Raw genomic sequence first — 19,576 nt, 5'->3', positions numbered from 1 at the left:
CTAGACGACATTCGGCTAGCACGATCCGGAACACGGTGTTCGGAAGTTGCGAAACAGAAGGGTGCCTCGTGTACCGAATGGGACTGCAACGCGCGCTCGTCCGGAAAAAGGAGAACAAATTTGCCGATCGATCGACGCGTGGCCCGAACGCGCACGGCGCTCTATGAAGCTCTTCTCGCCTTGATACGCCGCAAGCACTACGAACTGATCACCGTCGAAGACATCCTGACCGAGGCGAATATCGGGCGGTCGACGTTCTATGCGCACTTCACGTCGAAAGACGACCTTCTGAAACGCAGTCTGGAGCGTCTGCGCGATCTGCTGGTGACCGCAAAGGACAAGACGATCTCATCGCCACGCGAGCGGGTGCGAGAAGAGGCGTGGGATCCCAGCCGCGCCTTGTTCGAGCATGTCGCCGAACACGCGGACATCCAGGTCGCACTTGCCGGCGGACGCGGAGGCGGCATCGTTCGCGATGCGGTTGACGAGGTGCTTGCGGAGGTCCTTCGCCAGTCGCTCCCCGCCACGATGCATGCCGCTCTTCCGCGTGACCTCGTGATCCGTCACATGGTCTCCACGTTCAACGCCGTTCTGCGCTGGTGGCTGGAGGAGCGACCGGAAATGCCTCCCCGGGAAGTCGACGCTGCGTTCCGAAAACTTGTACTTGATGGTCTGCCGCCGGAGACATGCCGGCCCTTCATCATGACGTCGTGACCGACAGCCTGCGCGGCAACCGAGCTTTGCTCCGCCGCGAACACGAAGGATTCGCTGCGAGAAGATCGTGCGCCTAGTTGGCGCACAGCATTCGGGCGTCGAAAGCGCTTTGCTCTTTGTTGAAGCGCACTGCGATGGCCTTCTTCAAACCATCCGGGTGCACTTGAAGCACGCCGTCGGCCTGGCCGGTTTCGGCAGGGGTCTCGATCTGCCGATAGCTCACGAGGCCGGGCACGAGATCCACCTGCTCGACATAGCCCGGCACTTCGAAGCTATAGACGATGTCCGTCGAGACGAGTTCGAGGTTCACCACCGCGCCGGCGGGAAGCGTGAACCGAGCGCCAACGGCGCATTGGACGGAGGGATCATCTTCGAGACGTTGGCCTGGCTTGCGGTATTCGAGCGTGAGCGCGCCCTTATCCGCCCTCAATAGGATCGTCAGATCATCGTCTGGCGACGCGGCCTCCTCTGTCGTTGCCATACCCGACGATACGAAGGCCATGGTAAGAAAGAAGATGATCCTTGACGCCCAAGTCATTGTTCGGTCTCTCCTTTAGATCGGCAGTCGATAGACCACCGATGGTCCAATTCGACCCAAAGGTGATAGCTTTGCCAGGCTCAACCGGCAAGGCGGTTCGCTGTCACTTGCGCGACTTAGCCGGTCGACTGCCCGCCCGACGCCTGAACGACGGTGACGGCGATCATGTGGAAGACGTCGTCGGCGTTGCAGCCGCGCGAGAGATCGTTGGCAGGCTTCGCAAGCCCCTGCAGGATCGGGCCGATGGCGGTGGCGCCGCCGATGCGCTGGGCGATCTTGTAGCCGATGTTTGCCGCGTCGAGGTTGGGGAAGACAAAGACATTGGCCTCGCCATGCAGCGCCGATTGCGGCGCCTTTGCCGCGCTGACGGCCTCGACAAAAGCGGTGTCGAATTGCAATTCCCCGTCGATCACCAATCCCGGCGCTGAGGCATGGGCCAGGCGCGTCGCCTCCACCACCTTCGAAACGCGCTCATGCGCGGCACTGCCGGCCGTCGAGAACGAGAGCATCGCCACCTTCGCCGGTTTGCCGGAGAGCGCCTCGTAGGAGCGTGCCGAGGTCACGGCGATATCGGCAAGGCCGGTGGCGTCAGGATCCACAACCAACCCGCAATCGGCGAAAACGAAGGCGCCCTTCTTTTCGTGGTGCGGCGCGCAGAGCATCATCAGGAAGAAGCTCGACACCAGTCCGACATCCGGTGCCCGGCCGATGGTCTGGAGGGCGGCGCGCACGGTATCGGCGGTGGTGGCGACAGCGCCCCCGACCGTTCCGTCTGCCTGATCCTCGCGGACCATCATGGCCGCAAAGACAAGAGGCGAGCGTACGGCTGCTGCCGCGGCCGCTTCGTCGACACCCTTGCTACGACGGAGATCGTGGTAGGCAACGGCAAGGTGCTCAGTCAGCGCAGACGAAGTCGGATCCTCGATGCGGATTTCGTCTGGTGCGCCGCCGGCGGCGTGCAACTCCTCCGCGACGATTTTCCTGTCGCCGACGAGCGTGATCTTGGCGATACCGGCGCGCACGGCGCGCAAGGCGCCTTCGACGATGCGTGGGTCTTCGCCCTCGGCGAGCACGATATGGCGCGGGGCGGCTTTAGCGGCCTCGATAATGCGATCGAGCGGTTTCATCAGGCGTGCCCCAGATAGTGAATGCCGACGAGGATGAAGAGAGCGATGAAGACGGTTTCGGCGACGATCAGCGCGACGGCGTCGCCACCGACATCGAGCACGCGGCGAAGCGACGTGCGCATGCCGACGGCGACGATGCCGGCAAGCAGCGCCCAGCGCGACGTTTCCATGCCGGCCTTGGCCACCAGTTCCGGCACGAAACCGAAGGAATTCAGCGCTGCAAAGATCAGGAAGGCGACGACGAAGCCGGGCAAGAGCGGCGGGCGCTTACCGGTCTCGCCCTCAGGCTGCGGTACTTTGCGCAGTGACAGCGAAAAGATGAGCACGACCGGCGCCAGCATGGTGACGCGGATCAGCTTGACGAGCGTCGCCGTTTCGCCCGCCTCCGGCGAGACCGAGAAGCCTGCGCCGACGACCTGCGCGACGTCATGGATGGTGCCACCGAAGAAGATGCCCGTGGCGCGCGCGTCGAGCCCCATGGTCTGGGCGAGGATCGGATAGGCAATCATCGCAAGTGTCGAGAGCACGGTGACCGAAAGCACGGTGAAGATCAGGTTGCGCTCGGAGAACTCGTTCTTGGGAAGAACGGCTGCGATCGCCATCGCTGCAGACGCTCCGCAGATTGCGACCGAACCGCTGGTGATAAGCGCCAGCCGCCAGCCACGCCCGAGAAGCTTTGCGGCAAGCAGGCCGAAGCCGATGGTCGCGGCGATGGCTGAGATGAGGAGCAGGATCGTGCTTGCGCCAAGCCCGATGAGGAGGTCGACGCTGATGCGCATGCCGAGCAGCGCCACACCGATGCGCAGCACCTTCTTGGCACAGAAATCGATGCCGGCGACGCAACGCCCTTCCTCGGACAGAAAGTGAAAGGCGATGCCGAGCAGGAGCGCCATGAGCATGGCCGGCGCGCCGTAGTGGTCGGAAAGGAATTGGGCAGCGACGGCCACCGCCGCGGTAACGGCAAAGCCAGGCCAGTAGGCCGCAAAGCCGGAGGGCACGCTTCGGAAGCGTTCGTGGACGGAGGCGACGAAGGTCATGGTTCTGTTCCGGTCATCTGCGGGAGGCTTCGCCCCGCCCGGGTACCGGGCGGGGCTTGACGTAATCGAGGATCAGGCCCGCTTCTGGGGACGCATGTCGGCGCGATCGATACCGGCAACGGGCACCGGCTTCTTCATCGCGTCTCGGCGGAAGGGTTCGCCGAGCTCCTGGTTGAGGATGACTTCGATGAAGGTTGTCACGCCCTTCTTCTGGTCGGCGATCGCAGTGGACAGGGCTTCGGTGAGAGCTGCGGTCGTGTTGACCGCCACGCCCTTCAGGCCGCAGCCTTCCGCCACCTTGGCGTAGGAGAGGTTGGGGTTGAGCTCCGTGCCGACGAAGTTGTTGGCGTACCAGAGCGTCGTGTTGCGCTTTTCGGCACCCCATTGGTAGTTGCGGAAGATCACCATCGTTATCGCCGGCCATCCCTCGCGGCCGATCGAGCCCATCTCGTTCATCGAGATGCCGAAGGCACCGTCACCGGCAAAACCGACCACTGGCACATCAGGGCAACCGATCTTGGCGCCGACGATCGACGGGAAACCGTAGCCGCAGGGGCCGAACATGCCCGGCGCCAGATATTTGCGGCCCGCTTCGAAGGTCGGATAGGCATTGCCGATCGCGCAGTTGTTGCCGATGTCGGTGGAGATGATCGCTTCCTTCGGCAGGGCCGCCTGGATCGCACGCCAGGCCTGGCGCGGTGACATGCGGTTCGGCTCGCGCGAGCGTGCGCTTTCGTTCCATTCCGTGCCCGGATCATCGTCCTCGTGATCCATCGAGGAGAGTTGCTGCTGCCAGGCCGAGCGGGTCTGGTGGATCGCGGCCTTGCGCTCCTCGCGGCCGGCATCGCCGGCAGACGGCGAGAGCAGCTCCAGGATCTGGCGGGCGACCTGCTTGGCATCGCCGCAGATGCCGACCGACACCTTCTTGGTAAGCCCGATCCGGTCGGCGTTGATGTCGACCTGGATGATCGAGGCGTTCTTCGGCCAGTAGTCGATGCCGTAGCCCGGAAGCGTCGAGAACGGATTGAGCCTCGTGCCGAGCGCCAAGACAACATCGGCCTTGGAGATCAGCTCCATCGCAGCCTTCGAGCCGTTGTAGCCGAGCGGGCCGACCGACAGGCGATGGCTCCCCGGGAAGGCGTCATTGTGCTGGTAGCCGCAGCAGACTGGCGCGTCGAGACGCTCGGCGAGCTTCATGGAATCGGAGATGGCATTGCCGATGACGACGCCGGCGCCGTTGAGAATGACCGGGAATTTTGCCTCGGACAAAAGCTTGGCCGCTTCGGCAATCGCCTGCGGGCCACCAGCCGGGCGCTCGAAGCGAACGATCGCCGGCAGGTCGACGTCGATCACCTGGGTCCAGTAGTCGCGCGGGATGTTGATCTGTGCTGGGGCACAGCCGCGCCAGGCCTTTTCGATGACGCGGTTGAGCACCTCGGGGATACGTGAGGGATCGCGCACTTCTTCCTGGTAGCAGACCATCTCCTCGAACATCGCCATCTGGTCCACTTCCTGGAAACCGCCCTGCCCGATCGTCTTGTTGGCCGCCTGCGGCGTGACCATCAGAAGCGGCGTGTGGTTCCAGTAGGCGGTCTTGATCGCGGTGATGAAGCCGGTGACGCCGGGGCCGTTCTGGCCGATGGCAACCGACATCGTGCCCGTGGCGCGGCTGAAGCCGTCGGCCATCATGCCGGCATTGGTCTCATGGGCGCAGTCCCAGAATTTGATGCCGGCCTTCGGGAACAGGTCCGACACCGGCATCATGGCCGAGCCGATGATGCCGAAGGCATGTTCGAGGCCATGCATCTGAAGAACTTTGACGAAGGCTTCCTCGGTGGTCATTTTCATGGGGTGGTTCCTTTCCTGGTATTATTTCAGAGAGTTAGAGGATCTCGTCACGGAGGTAGTACCAGCGGTACATTCCCCATTGGCCGAGCCGTCGGAACGGCGTCAGAAGCCCGTGGCCCGGCAGAGGCGAAGTGAAGATGGGAAGGTCGAGGCCGCCGCCTTTGCCGGCGACCATCTGGGCCATGCGACGGCCGGCCTGGGCGGAATACATCACGCCGTTGCCGCCATAGCCCATGGCGTAGAACAGCCTCTGGCTCCGGTCCGGCTGGAAGATGCGCGGCATCATGTCGTGGCTGACATCCACCCACCCCCACCAGGAGTAGTCGATGTCGATGCCGCGGAGTGCCGGGAACTTGCGGTAGAGACCGGCAAGCAGAAGCTCGAGATGCTTCGGATTGCTCGCGTCGCGTCCGGTGATGGCGCTGCGGCTGCCGATCTGCACCCGGCCATCCGGCAGCATGCGATAGTAGTGACGCAGCGTCCGCGTATCAGTGAGCGGGATGCGCGCCTTGAAGTTCAGCGCCTTCTGCTCGCTTTCCGTCAGCGGCCGAGTGACGATCGAGTTCGACAGGATAGGCATCAGTCGGTGGCGGGTGAGCGCGTTCATGCCGGGTGACGTGTAGCCGGCCGTCGCAATGCAGACGGCACGCGCCCGCACCGTTCCGCCAGGCGTCGTCAGGTAATGCATGCCGCCCTTGGCGGTGCAATCAAGCACCGGGCTCGACGTATGCACCTTTGCCCCCAGCTTGCGGGCAAGCCTGAGGTAGCCGAAGGCGAGCTTGGCGGCATGGATGCCCATGCCATCGGGCTCATACATCGCCCCGCGGGCTTCCTCGTCGCGAACGAAATCGCGGTGGATCTCGTCGCGCGAGACCATGCGGGCGCGATAGCCGAAGGTATCGTTGAGAACGCGAACCTCGCTTTGCAGCGCTGGCAGCATCTTGTCGCGGTGGGCGATATAGAGATGGCCGCCATCCTGCGGATCGCAGTCGATTTCGGGCTCGCGGACGAGAGAGCGAAAGAGGTCGAATCCCTCGGAAATCTCCGCATGCATCTTGCGGGCAACGTCCACGCCCCAGCGGGCGATCCATTGCGAGCGCTTCAGGCGGCCGGCAGAAATCTGTGCCTGCCCGCCGTTGCGGGTGCTGCAGCCCCAGGCGACGCCATTGGCCTCCAGCACCGTTGCTTTGATGCCGTGCTCGCGCGCCAGATGAATGGCGCAGGAGAGACCGGTATAGCCGGACCCGATGATCGCAACATCGACATCGATATCGCCCGTGATCGGACCGTCGTCCTCCGGTTCGGGACCGGCGGTGCCGATCCAGTAGGTCGGCGCATAGTCCTTGCCCGTGCCGGGGCTGCGGGCATGGTTGGGGTCATAGGCCGGGTCAAACGGCTCTCTTTCAGGCTTCAAGGGTGTGGCGCGCAGTTGCATGGCTCTAGCTCCAGGCCATCAGTAGCGGGGTTGCAGGACCGGGCGGTTCTTGCGGAACGCCTGCTTGCGCACGATCTTGCCGTTGCGGAAGGTGAAGAGGTCGCAGCCTTCTGCCTCGATGCGGCTGCCGTCGGCAGCCGTGCCGGAGAAGGTCCACTCGGACACGCCGCGATCGCCTTCGACGAAGTGGCTGTGGTTGCCCCATTCGGCGTCCGGCATCGATTTCCAGACGCCGCTGAAGGCATCTGCGATCGGACCGGTACCGACGAAACGGTTGCCGTAGACCTCCGGGCCGCCGACGGCGTTGAATACGCAATCTTCGGCGAAGAAGTGCATGACCCCGTCGATGTCATGCCGGTTGAAGGCATCGAACAAGGTTTTGAGATCGGTTGCCGTCAGTGTCATGGTCCAGTCCTTTGGCTTGGTCGTAAGGCATGGCTTCGCCGGAGACGGGAAAGGCCGTCTTCAAAAGGCCGCCAGGCCGTATTCAGTTGAAGTGTCGGAGGTGGTCGCCGGTTAGAGGCGGCCCTTCCAGGGGATCAGCGCCTTTTCGAGGTAGCGGATCAGAAGATCGAAGGCGAAGGCGAAGATGCCGATGATGAAGATGCCCATGATCACCGTGTCGCTTTCGAGGTTTTCGGCGGCATTCAAAACCATGAAGCCGAGGCCTCGGTTGGCCGCCACCATTTCGGCGGCAACCAGGGTGGTCCAGCCGACGCCGATGCCGATGCGCATGCCGGTGAAGATCTCCGGCAAGGCCGCCTTCATGATCACCTGACTGATGACCTGCCCGCGGGTGGCGCCCATCGCATAGGCAGCGTGGATCTGTTCCGTCGAGACCGAACGCACCCCTGCCCTTGCGGCAATTGCCATCGGCGCAAAGATCGCCAGATAGATCAGGAACACCTTCGGGAACTCACCGATGCCGAGCCAGATGATGACGAGCGGCAGGTAGGCGAGCGGCGGCAACGGCCGGTAGAATTCGATGATCGGATCGAACAGGCCGCGCACGAAGCGATTGACGCCCATGAGCACGCCAATCGGCACGGCGGTCAGCAGCGCCAGCAGGAAGGCGCCGAACACGCGGCCGATACTGGCAAGCGTGTGCTGCATCAGCGTCGAGTTCGAAACACCGTCGGTCATCGCCAGCATGAACTTGTCCCAGACCGCCAGCGGCGACGGCAGGAACAGCGGCTTGACCCAGCCGCCTTCGGTCACGAGGAACCAGAGAGCGACGATGACGACCGTCGTCGAAAAGCTGATGAGGCCGCTGCTGCCTTCACCGGGCGCGCCGAAGATCTTGCCGGCCTTTACGGGCTTGGCGCGTGTCACTCTGTCAAGCATGGGCCACCTCCGGGTTGCCGGACGCACGTTCGTCGCCATAAATGATGCCGAGCACTTCTTCGCGCATGCGGATGAATTCCGGGCTGGATTTGATTGCGCGCGCATTGCCCTCGGCGAGGAACCGCTTGTTGAAGTTGAGCTCGTAGGTGTGGGTGATGCGGCCCGGGCGCGGCGACATGACGATCAGCCGCGAGCCGAGGAACAACGCTTCTTCCACACTGTGGGTGATGAAGAAGAACATCTTGTTGGTGAGTTGCCAGACCTTGAGCAACAGTTCCTGGATGGTCTCGCGTGTCAGCGCGTCGAGTGCTGCCATCGGTTCGTCCATCAGCAGCATCGCGGGATCGCAGGTCAGCGCCCTTGCGATGCCAACACGTTGCTGCATGCCGCCTGAGAGGTGATAGATCATGTGGCGGTGGAAATCCTGAAGGCCGACCAGAGCTAGGTTCTTGGTGGCAAGATCCCGCCGGGTCGCCTTGTCGACGCCGCGCAGCTTGAGGCCGAACTCGGTATTCTCGATGACGTTCAGCCACGGCAGAAGCGCGTGCTTCTGGAAGACGACGCCGCGCTCGGCGCCAGGTCCGTTGACCTGGTGGTTGCCAAGGGTGATGTCGCCTTCCGACGGGGCCATGAAGCCCGCCATCAGGTTGAGCAGCGTCGTCTTTCCGCAGCCCGATGCGCCCAGCGCAACGACGAAGTCTCCGCTGTTGATGGTAAGGTTGACGCCTTTTAAGGCGATGATTGCCTGGTCCGAATAGAGGCCCGGGTAGGTCAGACTGATGTTTCTGACGCTCAATGTTTCCATGAGAAATGCCTCCCTGCACCTCGGTCACGGTCTATGGTGGTGCGCCGGCCGCTCCTCAACGGCCGGGGCAATCGACAGATTAGCCTATTGTGCGGCCGCCTTGGCAAAGTCGGCGTTCACATAAGGCGCGTAGTCGTCGAGCGACTGGCTGATCTGCTTCTGCTCGACGAGGAACTTGGCGCTTTCGGTCAGTGCACGCGTGGCGCCGCCGCCGAGCCAGACCTCGGAGGCCTGCTCATCCGCATTCGGGAACGAAAGCAGGCGCAAGGCTTCGACGGTGCTCGGGCCATCGCCGCCGATCAGCTTGACGATGCCTTCCACTTGCGGCGACTCCTCCGTCCACGCCGCCTTGTTGGCGTTGTAGTCGGCATAAGCGTCCGCCAGAACCTTGGTGAAGGCTTCCATCAGCTTCGGGTTCTCCGAGGCCCAGGCCTTGTCGACCACCAGCCCGTCGAAGGTCGGCACGCTAGCCGCGCCAATCACCTCGGAATCCGAGATCGTCTTGCCGGTCTTCTGGATTTCTGAGAGCGCCGGCGGCCAGACATAGGCCGCGTCTATATCGCCACGCTGCCAGGCGGCAACGATCTGCGGCGGCTTCAGGTTGAGGATTTCCACCTCGCGCGGATCGACGTTCCAGACCTTGTTCATACCGACCAGCAAGTGAAAATGCGACGTCGAGACGAAAGGCACGGCGACCTTCTTGCCCTTGAGATCGGCCGGCGTCTCGATGCCCGAGCCCTCGCGGGCGACCAGCGCTTCCGACTGACCGATATTGTCGAGGATCCAGAAGAGCTGCAGTTCGACGCCGCGCGTCGCGGCAGCCGCAGTACCTGTCGAACCGAGAACGCCGATCGGCACGTCACCGGAGGCAAGCGCCGTAGTGATGTCGCCGGCCGAGCTGAATTGGCGCCAGTCGATCGAATAGCCGGCCTCCTTGGCGGCTGCATCGAAGCGGCCATCGGCGATCGCAGCCACGAACGGGCCAACGATCTGCTGATAGCCGACGACGAGTTTCGTTTCGGCATAAGCGACGCCGGATGCGGCCAGGCTCGCGACAATGCTGGCGGCTGCGGCCAGTCGTCTGAAATGTCCATGTAGCATTTGTCTTCCTCCTCTTTGTTTATTCGCTGACCGTTTCTCCGGTCTTGCTGATGACGATAAGGCCGAGATCCGGCTTGCGTTATATCCAGTCTGGAAGTTGAATAGATCCAGTTTAGCGCCGTCGGGGGAGCAGGCGTCGTGCAGATGAACGTTTCCGAAACCATTTTTTTCATCGATCGCGACAGTGGGATCGGCCTGCAGGCGCAGTTGCGCGAGACGGTCGTTTCGGCCGTGCTCGCCGGAAGGGTGCAGCCGCGCGCGCATCTGCCATCCAGCCGCAAGCTCGCCGACTATCTGCGAATATCGCGCATCACGGTGACACTCGCCTATCAGGAACTGATCAACCAGGGCTATGTCGAGGCGGTCAACCGCAGCTCCTATCGCATCTCCGGCAATCCGCCGGGCATGGATGTGGAAGGGGAGCGCCCATCCGCCGGCTCCAATCCGATCGACTGGAGCCGCAAGATCAAGATGAGCTTTGGCGTCGTGCGCCAGGTCGCCAAGCCGCTGGACTGGCGGCGCTATCCATTCCCCTTCCTCTATGGCCAGATGGACCCGACACTGTTCGATCTCAATGCCTGGCGCGACTGTGCCCGCCGGGCTCTGGCGCGAGAGGATTTCGTGCTGATGGCGAGCGACTTTGCCGCGGCCGACGATGTGCGGCTGGTCAACTACATCTGCTCGCGCACGCTGCCGCGCCGGGGCATCCACGCCACGCCGGACGAAATCCTCGTCACCGTCGGCGCGCAGAATGCGCTCTGGATCGTGACCCGTCTGATCCTGGAGAAGGGCTCCGCCGCCGTCTGCGAAAACCCCTGCCATCCCGATATCAGCGCCTCGCTGCTGTTGAGCGGCGCCGACGTCACCACCGTCGATGTCGATGTCGAGGGCCTGTCACCGGATGCCTTGCCGGAAAACGTCGATGCCGTCTTCGTGACCCCGAGCCACCACTCGCCGACCGGCGCGACTATGCCAGTGGATCGGCGTACGCAACTGCTGCAGGCTGCGGAAGAACGGGATTTCGTCATCGTCGAGGACGATTACGAGTTCGAGATCAGCTACCTCGCTCCGCCTTCCCCGGCGCTGAAGGCGCTCGATCCGTCAGGCCGGGTGCTCTACATCGGCAGCTTCTCGAAATCGCTTTTTCCCGGGCTTCGGCTCGGCTACCTCGTGGCGCCAGCCCCCTTCATTCGCGAGGCGCGTGCGCTTCGCTCGCTGATGTTGCGCCACCCGCCCGGACACCTTCAGCGCACCGCAGCCTATTTCCTGGCGCTCGGCCATTATGACGCCGTGCTCCACCGGATGCGGACCGAATATCACAAGCGCCACGTAATCATGGCCGAGTCACTGCGTAGGGCGAACCTGAAAGTCGCAGGCTCCTCGACCTTCGGCGGCACGTCCTTCTGGATGGAGGGACCGGAAGGGCTCGATGCCGACCGGCTGGTCAGCGAATTGCGGCAGGACGGCGTGCTGGTCGAATCCGGCTCGCCCTTCTTCCCCAGAAGCGACCAGCCCTGCCGCTACTTCCGGATGGGATATTCGTCCATTCCAAGCACAAGCATTGCCGAGGGCGTCGCCCGGGTTCGCGCCCGCATCGACAGTCTTTGCGGCGGCAGCGAGCAGGCCTCCGTGGCGAAGTGACAGGTTGACCGCTTGTGGCTTTCCCTATCGAGCTGGCCGTAGCGTACCTTGGCCTAAGGCGTCCTCTCCATTGCCCGGAATGTTGCTCGCGCCTGGGCCGATCAATCGGTCATTTGGATTGTCGCCATAATCGTATTCAAGATTGTCGACAAAGACGTTGACAAATACTTTTGGCGTGCGATGGTGCCGCTTAGCAGCAACGAGCTAGGGAGGAGCAGGTTGATGCAAGGGCTCCAGAAGACCGCGTACTCGCACGACTTTTCGCAATGCCGCACGTACGAGCCCGCACCGCCGGGCCGGCTCGCCTGACATCTTCTCATTCGATCGCCATTGCGGCGTCCAACCACCGACCTCGGGTTTCTGAACCGCCTCCATGAAGCGGCGCAGAGATATGCCCCTGTTCGAGTTGATGCTTGGCGTTGGCCATCGAATGACCGCCGATCGACAACGGGACTTGGTGCTTCAAGCATCGCCAGGAGGCTTTCGCTTGGGTGCATCGCCGTCCAGGAACGCCAGTTGATCAAGATTCCCGCATAGGCCGCCGAAGGTCTTTGCGGTGATCGACACGACCGAGAAGGTCATGCCGCGCAACAGCAGATCACGCCACTGGCCGCCCCTGTCGGGCGGCGAGATGGACGGCCTGTGAGCCGTCCTTGCCTCTTAAATAGAAGCTCCCCGTTCAAGGGGGCCGGTGACCTCAACAAAGGAGAACAGCAGAATGCTCAAGAAACTGATCCTCGCAGCCGCCATGTCGACGGCGCTTTCCGCGGCTGCTCACGCGGAGACGCTCAAATGGGGCTCTTCGCGCGATATCTACTCGCTCGACCCTTATTCCTATGGCGACAGCTACACGCTGTCTTTCCTCAATCACGTCTATGAAGGGCTCGTCCGCTTTGACGCCGACCTGAAGATCGAGCCGGCACTGGCGACCTCCTGGGAAACGGTATCGGACACGGTCTGGCGGTTCCATCTGCGCGAGGACGTCAAGTTCCACAATGGCGCTGATTTCACGGCCGATGACGTGATCGCCTCGCTGACGCGGGTCAGCGATCCGGCATCTCCGCTGCGGGGCAACCTACCGGCATACAAGTCGGCGAAGAAGGTCGACGACCGCACTGTCGATATCGAACTGACCGGCCCCTATCCGCTGCTCTTGAACGACCTGACGAACATCCACATTTTCGACGCCACGTGGCTCGCCGACAACAATTCGCTGAAGCCGACGGATGTCGGCAAGAAGATAGAAGGCTACGCTACCTACCACACCAACGGCACGGGTCCGTTCAAGCTCGAGAGCCGCACGCCCGACAGCAAGACCGTTCTGGTCAAGAACGGCGAGTGGTGGGACCCGGCGAAGTCCAACATCGATCGCATCGAGTTTACGCCGATTGTCTCAGCCGCGACACGCGTGGCGGCACTGTTGTCAGGCGAGATCGACTTCACTGAGAATGCGCCGGCGCAGGATCTTCCGCGCCTTGTCGCGCAGCCGGACCTGAAGGTGATGGAGCGCACCGACCTTCGCACCATCATGATGGGCTTCAACCGCAAACCGAAACTGGCCGACGGCGTCGACAACAAGTTCAACGACCTGCGTGTCCGCCAGGCCGTCGCCCATGCGCTCGACACAGAACTCATCCAGAAGCGGGTCATGCGCGGCAAGTCGAGGACAGCGGGTGCGATCGTTGCGCCGGAAATCCCGGGATATGTCGAAGCACTGGACAAGGTCGTGCCGTACGATCCCGAACGGTCGAAAAAGCTGCTCGCCGAGGCCGGCGCAAGCGATCTCCCCTTCACGCTCGTCTGCACGAACGAGGCCTATGTCAACGAAGAGGAGCTTTGCCAGAGCATCGTCAACATGCTGAGCCGCGCCGGCTTCAAGCCGCAACTCGACATCGGCCCGACGGCGGCACAGGCGCCCAAACGCACGGGCGGTCTGTCGGATGTCTACATCATCGGCTGGGCAAACGAGCCGATGCTCGACAGCTACTCGATCCTGCTTCAGATGATCGAGACGAGGAGCGACAAGGCGGGCGTTTTCAACTGGGGCGGCTGGAGCTATCCTGATATCGACAAGCTGATCATCCAGGCATCGACCGAAATGGATCGGACCAAGCGGCTCGATCTGCAGACCAAGGCACTGCAGATGGTCAAGGACGAGATCATCATGCTGCCGCTGCACCAACAGCCAATGGCTTGGGTGATGAGCAACAAGATCGACAAGGTCGCTCAGCTCGCCGACAACAAGCCGCGCCATTGGCTCACGCATATCGCGGACTAGCCCTGTTGCGGAGCTGGAACGGCGAACGTTCCGGCTCCGACAGGCCGGGACCGGCAGCCCGGACGCTGCCGGCCCCCTTCGTGCTTCTCCGCCTAGATCAGCCAGTCGGCGTCCAGCGTATAGGCCTCGATGGAATCGATCTTCATTTGCGACCCGTCGTCAAAATCGCCATCGGGTGTGCCGGCCATTCCGCCGACCGCGAGATTGACGAGCATGTACATCGGCTCGTGCATGTCCGCGGGGGTATCGGCGCGGGCGATCTCCGTATCATCGAAATACCAGACGATCTCGTCTTCCGTCCAAAGCACGCCGTAATCGTGGAACCCGTCGGTATCGGCGACTTGCGCGCCGTCTCTGACGATCGTGTGCTCGCCGCTTTCGTTGGAATGGGCGGTGGTGATGACGGTGTTGGTGTCCTGCCCGCGCATTTCGACGACGTCGAGCTCCGGCGGCCAGGAGCCGTCGGCGGGCAGCAGCCAGAAAGCGGGCCAGGCGCCCTGATCGTCCGGCATGTCGGCCCGCATCTCGAAGTAACCGTAGGTCTGCGCAAAGGACGAATAGGTCGTCAACATCCCGGACGTGTAGTCATAGCCGCCGATCTCCGACTGGATTGCGTCCGGTGCACGCTCTGCGGTGATCGTCAGTACACCATCCTCGACCGAAAACGGGTTAGCCGATGCGGTCGGCCCGTAACTCGGATTGACGTACCATTGCAGCTCACCGTTTTCCGAGAGCGTCGCCCCCTCTTCCGGCGCCCACCAGTATTTGGCATCCCAGATGCCGCCCGTGCCGTCGGTGAGCTGAAGTGTGTCGAAATCGTCTGAGAAGGTCTGCGTCAGGGCGGATCGGTCCAGGCTCAACTGGAACTGGCCCTCCTGCAGTTGGTCGGTTGTCGTATCGGCCAGGACCAGGCTTTCTCCATCGCCGAGATGGAGGCGGAGATCGTCTCCCTGCTGGCCTGCATTCGCCAGCACCTCTTCGAACGAGGTAATCCCGTATCCGTCGAGGCGAATGGTATCGTTGGAGCTGAAGTCCGTGACAAGGTCGCTGCCGTTGCCGTGCTCGAACACGAAGGTATCAGCGCCTCCGGAACCGACCAGCACGTCATTGCCTGCGCGTCCGTCGATGGTCTGGCTGCCGGAGCCACCGGTGATGATGTTGTCGGCGTTGTTGCCGAAGGCGTGTCGACCGTCACCGGTGACGGTCAGGTTTTCGAAGTTCTCCGGTAAGCTGTAGCTCATCCAGGTATCGATCGTGTCTATCCCGTCGCCGGGTGCCTCTTCGGCCCGGTTCGTCGATGAATAGAGATAGTAGACGTCGTCGCCCGTGCCGCCGAACATGGTCACATCGACGGAACCGTCGCCCCAGATCGAATCGTTGCCGGGAGTTCCGCAGAGCGTGGACCCGGATCCGGTTGCGGAAAACCATGCGGTCGAACTTCCGCTATAATGGAGCGGTTGTCCGAGGGCGTTCATGGCAGTTCTGCTCATCGAGAAGTCTCCTGTTTACTGGAGTGCCCCTTCCCGATGAGCACCTCTAGCATCTCAAGCTGTCGCCCACACCCCCAACATTTGCGGATAATCCGGAGCAGCGGCCTCCCCACGAGGGAGCCGAGCGGACCCAGTCTAGACGTATTTCGACGCGAGAAGTGCTGCGATCTCCGCCTGACAGTTCACGAGCGGACGTGTGTGCTGATTGGCTTTTGCCATCGCCATCGCGCCGGAATAGGCGGCGATGATCAGGGTGGCGAGGCTGTCGGGTTGAATGCCTGCGACGCGCTTCAGGCGGATGTCTTCCTGGAATCGCGCTGCGAGCGCTTCTTCCCAAGCCTCAAAAATTGCACCCAGCGCCTGCTGCATCTCGTCATCATGCCTGGAGACTTCGATCGCCATATTGTTCAGTGGGCAGCCGGAGACGGAGCCGTTTTCGGAGAGCTCGCTGATGATCTCGGTGAAGATCTGATCGATCGCTGTGGGCGTATCGCTCGAGATACGCAGCGGGTCGATCCACGTTTGCCGCACCGCTTCGGCGACGCGGTCGCGGATAACCGCCAATCCAAGTTCCCGTTTGGCCGGAAAGTGATGGGCCATAGCGCCCCCCGAGACGGATGCCTTCGCGCGCAATTCCTGCATTCCCGTCGCGAGATATCCTTGGGTGACAAAGGCCTGGTAGGCCGCATCGACGATCCTGCGGCGCACCGCTTGAGGATCGTTGGTTCTTTTGTGTTCGCTCATGACAGCCGCCTGAAAAATCGTTCGCCATAGTGCCTTGACAAAACAGGTCGATCAACCTGTTATTAGAAACAGGACAATTGACCTGTTTTGGAGGATTCATGGAACCGCACGCCGTTTACGAACTTCGCCGCTACCGACTTCATCCCGGCGGAAGGGATCGCCTGATCGACTTGTTTGACCGCGAATTCGTTGAACCGCAGGAAGCGCTCGGAATGCGTCTTGAAGGCGAATTCCGCGACTGCGACGATCCCGACGCCTTCGTCTGGGTACGTTCCTTTGCCGATATGCAAACGCGAACCGACGCGTTGGCGGCCTTTTATTCGGGCCCGGTTTGGAAGGACCATGGGTCTCGCGCCAACGAGACGATGCTCAACTCGGACAATGTGTTGCTGGTCAAGCCAGTCGCTGGCACGCAGCCGTTTCCTCACAACCTTGCAAGGGAGCAAGAGGCACAATCGACCAGAGGTGTCGTCACCGTGAACCTCTGCTCGCTGGCGCCCGGCACGGAGGACCGTTTCGCTGCATTCTTCATCGCCGAGGCACTGCCGATCCTCGAAGACGCCGGTGCTCGTATCGACGCGGTGTTCGTTACCGAACGCAGCGCAAACGCCTTCCCGAGGCTCCCCGTCCGTGAGGGCGAAACGGTGTTTATCTGGTTTGAAATGCATGAGGACGACGACGGCCTTTCACGGCATCGGGAGCAACTGAACAAGGACGTCAGATGGACCAGTGAGGTCTTTCCTCGAATGGATAGCCAGTGCTGGCGAAGGATCGAGGTTTCTCGGCTGACCCCGACGTCGCGATCGCTTTGCACCTTGTAGCTGGCGCCCATACACGACGGATCGGTACGAACGCACCCACAGCCGCCAGGAACGCATCCTGGCGGAACCAAACCAGGCTCCAAACGTTGTATTGGGTTAGGGGAGGCACCGAATGAAACACGCGGATGTTCGAACAGTCGCCAACGCCCAGATCAGACATATCTGGGACGTCGCGGATTATTGCCGGCGGACCGGTATTCACAAAACCGAAGAGCAGCGCCTGATCAAGGTGCTCGGTAGACAGGCAACCAGCCACGAGCTCCAGATGAACATCGTGCGCGTTCAGACGCGTATCCGCTGAAGCTTCGACATGGGAATTGCGCGAGCGGTCACCGCGTGATCGGTGGCCGGTTTCGACTTCTTGCCCGTTCAGAAATTCCTAAACGTCTTCGCTACCTTAGTCGACGAACTCGACAATCACGCCAGGCTTGACCATCCCCGCCAACTCCTCCGCATCCCAGTTGGTCAGGCGAACGCATCCGTGCGATCCCGACTTGTCGATCATCGACGGCTCCGGCGTGCCGTGAATTCCGTAGGTGGGCTTCGAGAGATCGATCCAGACCGTGCCGACCGGACCGTTCGGGCCGCCCGGCAAGGTCAAGATCTTTCGGTTGTCGCCCTGCTTGAAGTTGATTTTTGGATTGTAGACATAGGGCGGCATTCGGGCGACGCCTTTGACCTTGTGCGTTCCCGAAGGAGATGGCGTTTCCCGGCTGCCGATCGTTGCCGGATAGGCTGCGATCAGCGTATCGTCGGCGCCAAGTGCCACGATTTGACCGGTGCGCCGGTGCGCTTCAATGCGCTTGACCGTTCCCTGCGTCGGTGGACCTGGGTTCACAACGGAAACCGTGTCACCGACCGAGAACTCCGAAGTCTGATTGAGCGCCTTGAGAAGATCGATATCCATGTGGAAGCGCTCCGCCAGCTTCTCGGCGACGCTCGTGTATCCGAGCTGAGCCATCTTCGCCTGCTCGGAGTAGTCTTCGGGGATCTCAGCGACCAATCCTTGAGCATCGTCCTCGGAGATGACGTAGGGCTCGACCACCGTCGTCTGGTCCGGCAGTCGCCCGATGACGTCGGCGTCCAATGTTCCGTCAGCGGACAGACCTTGCATGGTCTCGAAGGCGGCGATCGCCTTGGCGACATTCTCACCGGCGAAACCGTCGATCACACCGGGCGACGCCCCCGCCCGATCGAGAAGCACCTGGAGCCTGACGATGGCGGGGTCTGGCTTGTCCGAGGTCTCGGTCGTCCGTTCCAACAATGTGGGCGTAATCGATGCACCGTCGATGGCTTCTGGCTGAAGCGTCTGGGCATTGGCCAGCGCGGCGGGGGATAGCAGCATCAGCGCCGCCAATAGAACCTTGGTTTTCATGATCTCTCAATCGATCAGCCCCTGATTTGTTCCCGCCTCGCGGCGCCAAGATGCTGCTTTCTCAGGTGCGAACGGCATTGACCTTGCGGCCTTTTCGCCGCGGCCAATCGGCCCCAGGCCGAGCCTCGATCCGTGGCCCCATAGGCGCACCGACCTCGTGTCAGAGAAAGTCTCTTGACAGAACACGAAAGTCGAAATCTTATTGTAAAGCGTTTTAGTAAATCGGTTTACAACGGCAGGGGATGGAGCCAAGGTGACCACACGACGCGTCACAGGTCTGAAGGATGTAGCCCGAGCTGCCGGCGTTTCCGTGACAACGGTCTCGCGCCTGCTGAACGGATCGCTCGACCTGCCTTCCGAAACGAAGAAGCGGATCTCGGATGCGATCCGCGACCTCAATTACCAGCCCAACCCGCATGCCCGCCGGCTCAGCCGCGGTCGTTCCGATACGATCGGTCTTGTCGTTCCCGATATCGCCAACCCCTTCTTCGCGACGCTCGTGGCAGCCGTCGAAGAAGAGGCGGATACCCGCGGACTTGCCGTCTCGCTTTACGCCACCCTGAACCGGGCCGGTCGCGAGGTAGCCTATCTCCAGCTGATCGAACGCAATCACGTCGATGGCCTGATCTTCGTCACCAACCACCCGGACGACGGTCAACTCGCCACGTTGATAAACCGCACCGGCAAAGTCGTGATCGCCGACGAAGACGTTCCCGGCGCGCAGGCGCCCAAGCTCTTCTGCGATAACGAGCTGGGCGGAGCGCTCGCAGGCCGGCATCTGGCGGAATTCGGGCACAGGGATGTGCTGTTCGTCGGCGGCCCGCAAGCGATGATCAGTTCGCGTCGGCGCTCCAACGGTCTTGAGCGGACGCTGCGCGATGCGTTCGGCGAGGATATCCGTCTTTTAAAATACGCCGGTGACTACACCGTGGCCTTCGGTCGGCAGGCGGCGAAGCGCTTCATCGAGGAAGGTCGCCCGGCAACGGCGATCTTCGCCAGCTCGGACGAAATCGCCATCGGCATGATCGAGGTCTTCCGGGACCAGGGGGTGTCGATCCCGGACGATGTTTCGGTCATCGGCTTTGACGACGTCGGCCCGCTCCATCTTTTCGGTCCGCCTATGACCGCCATTCGCCAGCCGGTCCGCGCGATCGGCGGGCGTGCCCTCTCCCTTCTTCTCGAAACAAACTGGCAGGGCAAACAGGCTCTCGTCGAAGAGCTCCTGCCAGTCGAAATCGTCGTGCGGAAATCCGTTGCTCCGCCTGCGAAACGATAAAT

At 62.1% G+C, this 19,576-nt stretch carries 18 protein-coding genes; 6 read left to right on the top strand and 12 right to left on the bottom strand.

Features of this window, described 5'->3' with window-relative positions; translation table 11 throughout:
- Positions 1–120 precede the first annotated feature (120 nt).
- A complete protein-coding gene (locus IB262_RS13505; RefSeq protein WP_060521163.1) occupies positions 121–714 on the top strand; it encodes a TetR/AcrR family transcriptional regulator in 594 nt (197 codons plus the stop codon).
- Positions 715–787: 73 nt separating this feature from the next.
- On the opposite strand, the gene IB262_RS13500 is transcribed toward IB262_RS13505, so the two are convergent.
- From IB262_RS13500 to tauA, 9 genes are all read right to left on the bottom strand, one after another.
- A complete protein-coding gene (locus IB262_RS13500; RefSeq protein ID WP_113136349.1) occupies positions 788–1,252 on the bottom strand; it encodes a hypothetical protein in 465 nt (154 codons plus the stop codon).
- A 116-nt stretch (positions 1,253–1,368) separates the two neighbouring features.
- Entirely contained in the window at positions 1,369–2,379 is a 1,011-nt protein-coding gene (pta, locus tag IB262_RS13495) for a phosphate acetyltransferase (protein WP_034790423.1), read from the bottom strand.
- The gene (locus IB262_RS13490; RefSeq protein ID WP_034790424.1) at positions 2,379–3,416 is read right to left on the bottom strand and encodes a YeiH family protein; all 1,038 of its coding nucleotides are present in this window, start codon (positions 3,414–3,416) and stop codon (positions 2,379–2,381) included. Before IB262_RS13490 ends, pta begins: the two co-directional genes overlap by 1 nt.
- Positions 3,417–3,488: 72 nt before the next feature.
- Entirely contained in the window at positions 3,489–5,264 is a 1,776-nt protein-coding gene (gene xsc / locus IB262_RS13485) for a sulfoacetaldehyde acetyltransferase (RefSeq protein WP_034790425.1), read from the bottom strand.
- Between the two features lie 34 nt (positions 5,265–5,298).
- Positions 5,299–6,699, bottom strand: a complete 1,401-nt coding sequence (locus IB262_RS13480; RefSeq protein WP_060521161.1) for an FAD-binding oxidoreductase — start codon at positions 6,697–6,699, stop codon at positions 5,299–5,301.
- Between the two features lie 18 nt (positions 6,700–6,717).
- Entirely contained in the window at positions 6,718–7,098 is a 381-nt protein-coding gene (locus IB262_RS13475) for a nuclear transport factor 2 family protein (protein ID WP_090297417.1), read from the bottom strand.
- 117 nt (positions 7,099–7,215) lie between these two features.
- Complete coding sequence (locus tag IB262_RS13470; protein WP_034790428.1) at positions 7,216–8,043, bottom strand: ABC transporter permease subunit; 828 nt, start codon at positions 8,041–8,043, stop codon at positions 7,216–7,218.
- Positions 8,036–8,848, bottom strand: coding sequence for a taurine ABC transporter ATP-binding protein (locus tag IB262_RS13465; protein ID WP_034790429.1), 813 nt, complete (start codon positions 8,846–8,848; stop codon positions 8,036–8,038). Before IB262_RS13465 ends, IB262_RS13470 begins: the two co-directional genes overlap by 8 nt.
- Positions 8,849–8,932: 84 nt before the next feature.
- Entirely contained in the window at positions 8,933–9,949 is a 1,017-nt protein-coding gene (gene tauA / locus IB262_RS13460) for a taurine ABC transporter substrate-binding protein (protein WP_034790430.1), read from the bottom strand.
- Between the two features lie 144 nt (positions 9,950–10,093).
- Between tauA and IB262_RS13455 the strand changes: the two genes are divergently transcribed.
- A complete protein-coding gene (locus IB262_RS13455) occupies positions 10,094–11,590 on the top strand; it encodes a PLP-dependent aminotransferase family protein (RefSeq protein WP_060521160.1) in 1,497 nt (498 codons plus the stop codon).
- Between the two features lie 718 nt (positions 11,591–12,308).
- On the top strand, positions 12,309–13,868 hold the full coding sequence (locus IB262_RS13450; RefSeq protein ID WP_113080078.1) for an ABC transporter substrate-binding protein: 1,560 nt from the start codon (positions 12,309–12,311) through the stop codon (positions 13,866–13,868).
- A 92-nt stretch (positions 13,869–13,960) separates the two neighbouring features.
- Here IB262_RS13450 and IB262_RS13445 read toward each other — a convergent pair whose 3' ends face one another.
- Together IB262_RS13445 and IB262_RS13440 are read right to left on the bottom strand one after the other, a co-directional pair.
- A complete protein-coding gene (locus IB262_RS13445) occupies positions 13,961–15,358 on the bottom strand; it encodes a family 16 glycosylhydrolase (RefSeq protein ID WP_192493658.1) in 1,398 nt (465 codons plus the stop codon).
- Between the two features lie 135 nt (positions 15,359–15,493).
- On the bottom strand, positions 15,494–16,102 hold the full coding sequence (locus tag IB262_RS13440) for a TetR/AcrR family transcriptional regulator (protein ID WP_090297348.1): 609 nt from the start codon (positions 16,100–16,102) through the stop codon (positions 15,494–15,496).
- A 98-nt stretch (positions 16,103–16,200) separates the two neighbouring features.
- On the opposite strand from IB262_RS13440, the gene IB262_RS13435 reads away from it, so the two are divergent.
- Both IB262_RS13435 and IB262_RS13430 read left to right on the top strand, forming a co-directional pair.
- Complete coding sequence (locus tag IB262_RS13435; RefSeq protein ID WP_089044859.1) at positions 16,201–16,923, top strand: NIPSNAP family protein; 723 nt, start codon at positions 16,201–16,203, stop codon at positions 16,921–16,923.
- A gap of 112 nt (positions 16,924–17,035) precedes the next feature.
- Positions 17,036–17,224: a hypothetical protein gene (locus tag IB262_RS13430; RefSeq protein WP_060521158.1), complete on the top strand. Its 189-nt coding sequence runs from the start codon at positions 17,036–17,038 to the stop codon at positions 17,222–17,224.
- A gap of 96 nt (positions 17,225–17,320) precedes the next feature.
- Here the strand turns inward: IB262_RS13430 and IB262_RS13425 are convergent, their stop codons facing one another.
- The gene (locus IB262_RS13425; RefSeq protein WP_113136354.1) at positions 17,321–18,298 is read right to left on the bottom strand and encodes a L,D-transpeptidase family protein; all 978 of its coding nucleotides are present in this window, start codon (positions 18,296–18,298) and stop codon (positions 17,321–17,323) included.
- A gap of 253 nt (positions 18,299–18,551) precedes the next feature.
- Between IB262_RS13425 and IB262_RS13420 the strand changes: the two genes are divergently transcribed.
- Positions 18,552–19,574, top strand: coding sequence for a LacI family DNA-binding transcriptional regulator (locus tag IB262_RS13420; RefSeq protein WP_090297342.1), 1,023 nt, complete (start codon positions 18,552–18,554; stop codon positions 19,572–19,574).
- Positions 19,575–19,576 lie beyond the last annotated feature (2 nt).

Source organism: Ensifer sp. ENS02, assembly GCF_014851885.1.
Classification (GTDB): Bacteria; Pseudomonadota; Alphaproteobacteria; order Rhizobiales; family Rhizobiaceae; genus Ensifer; species Ensifer adhaerens.
This window is presented reverse-complemented; position numbering and strand designations above follow the sequence as displayed.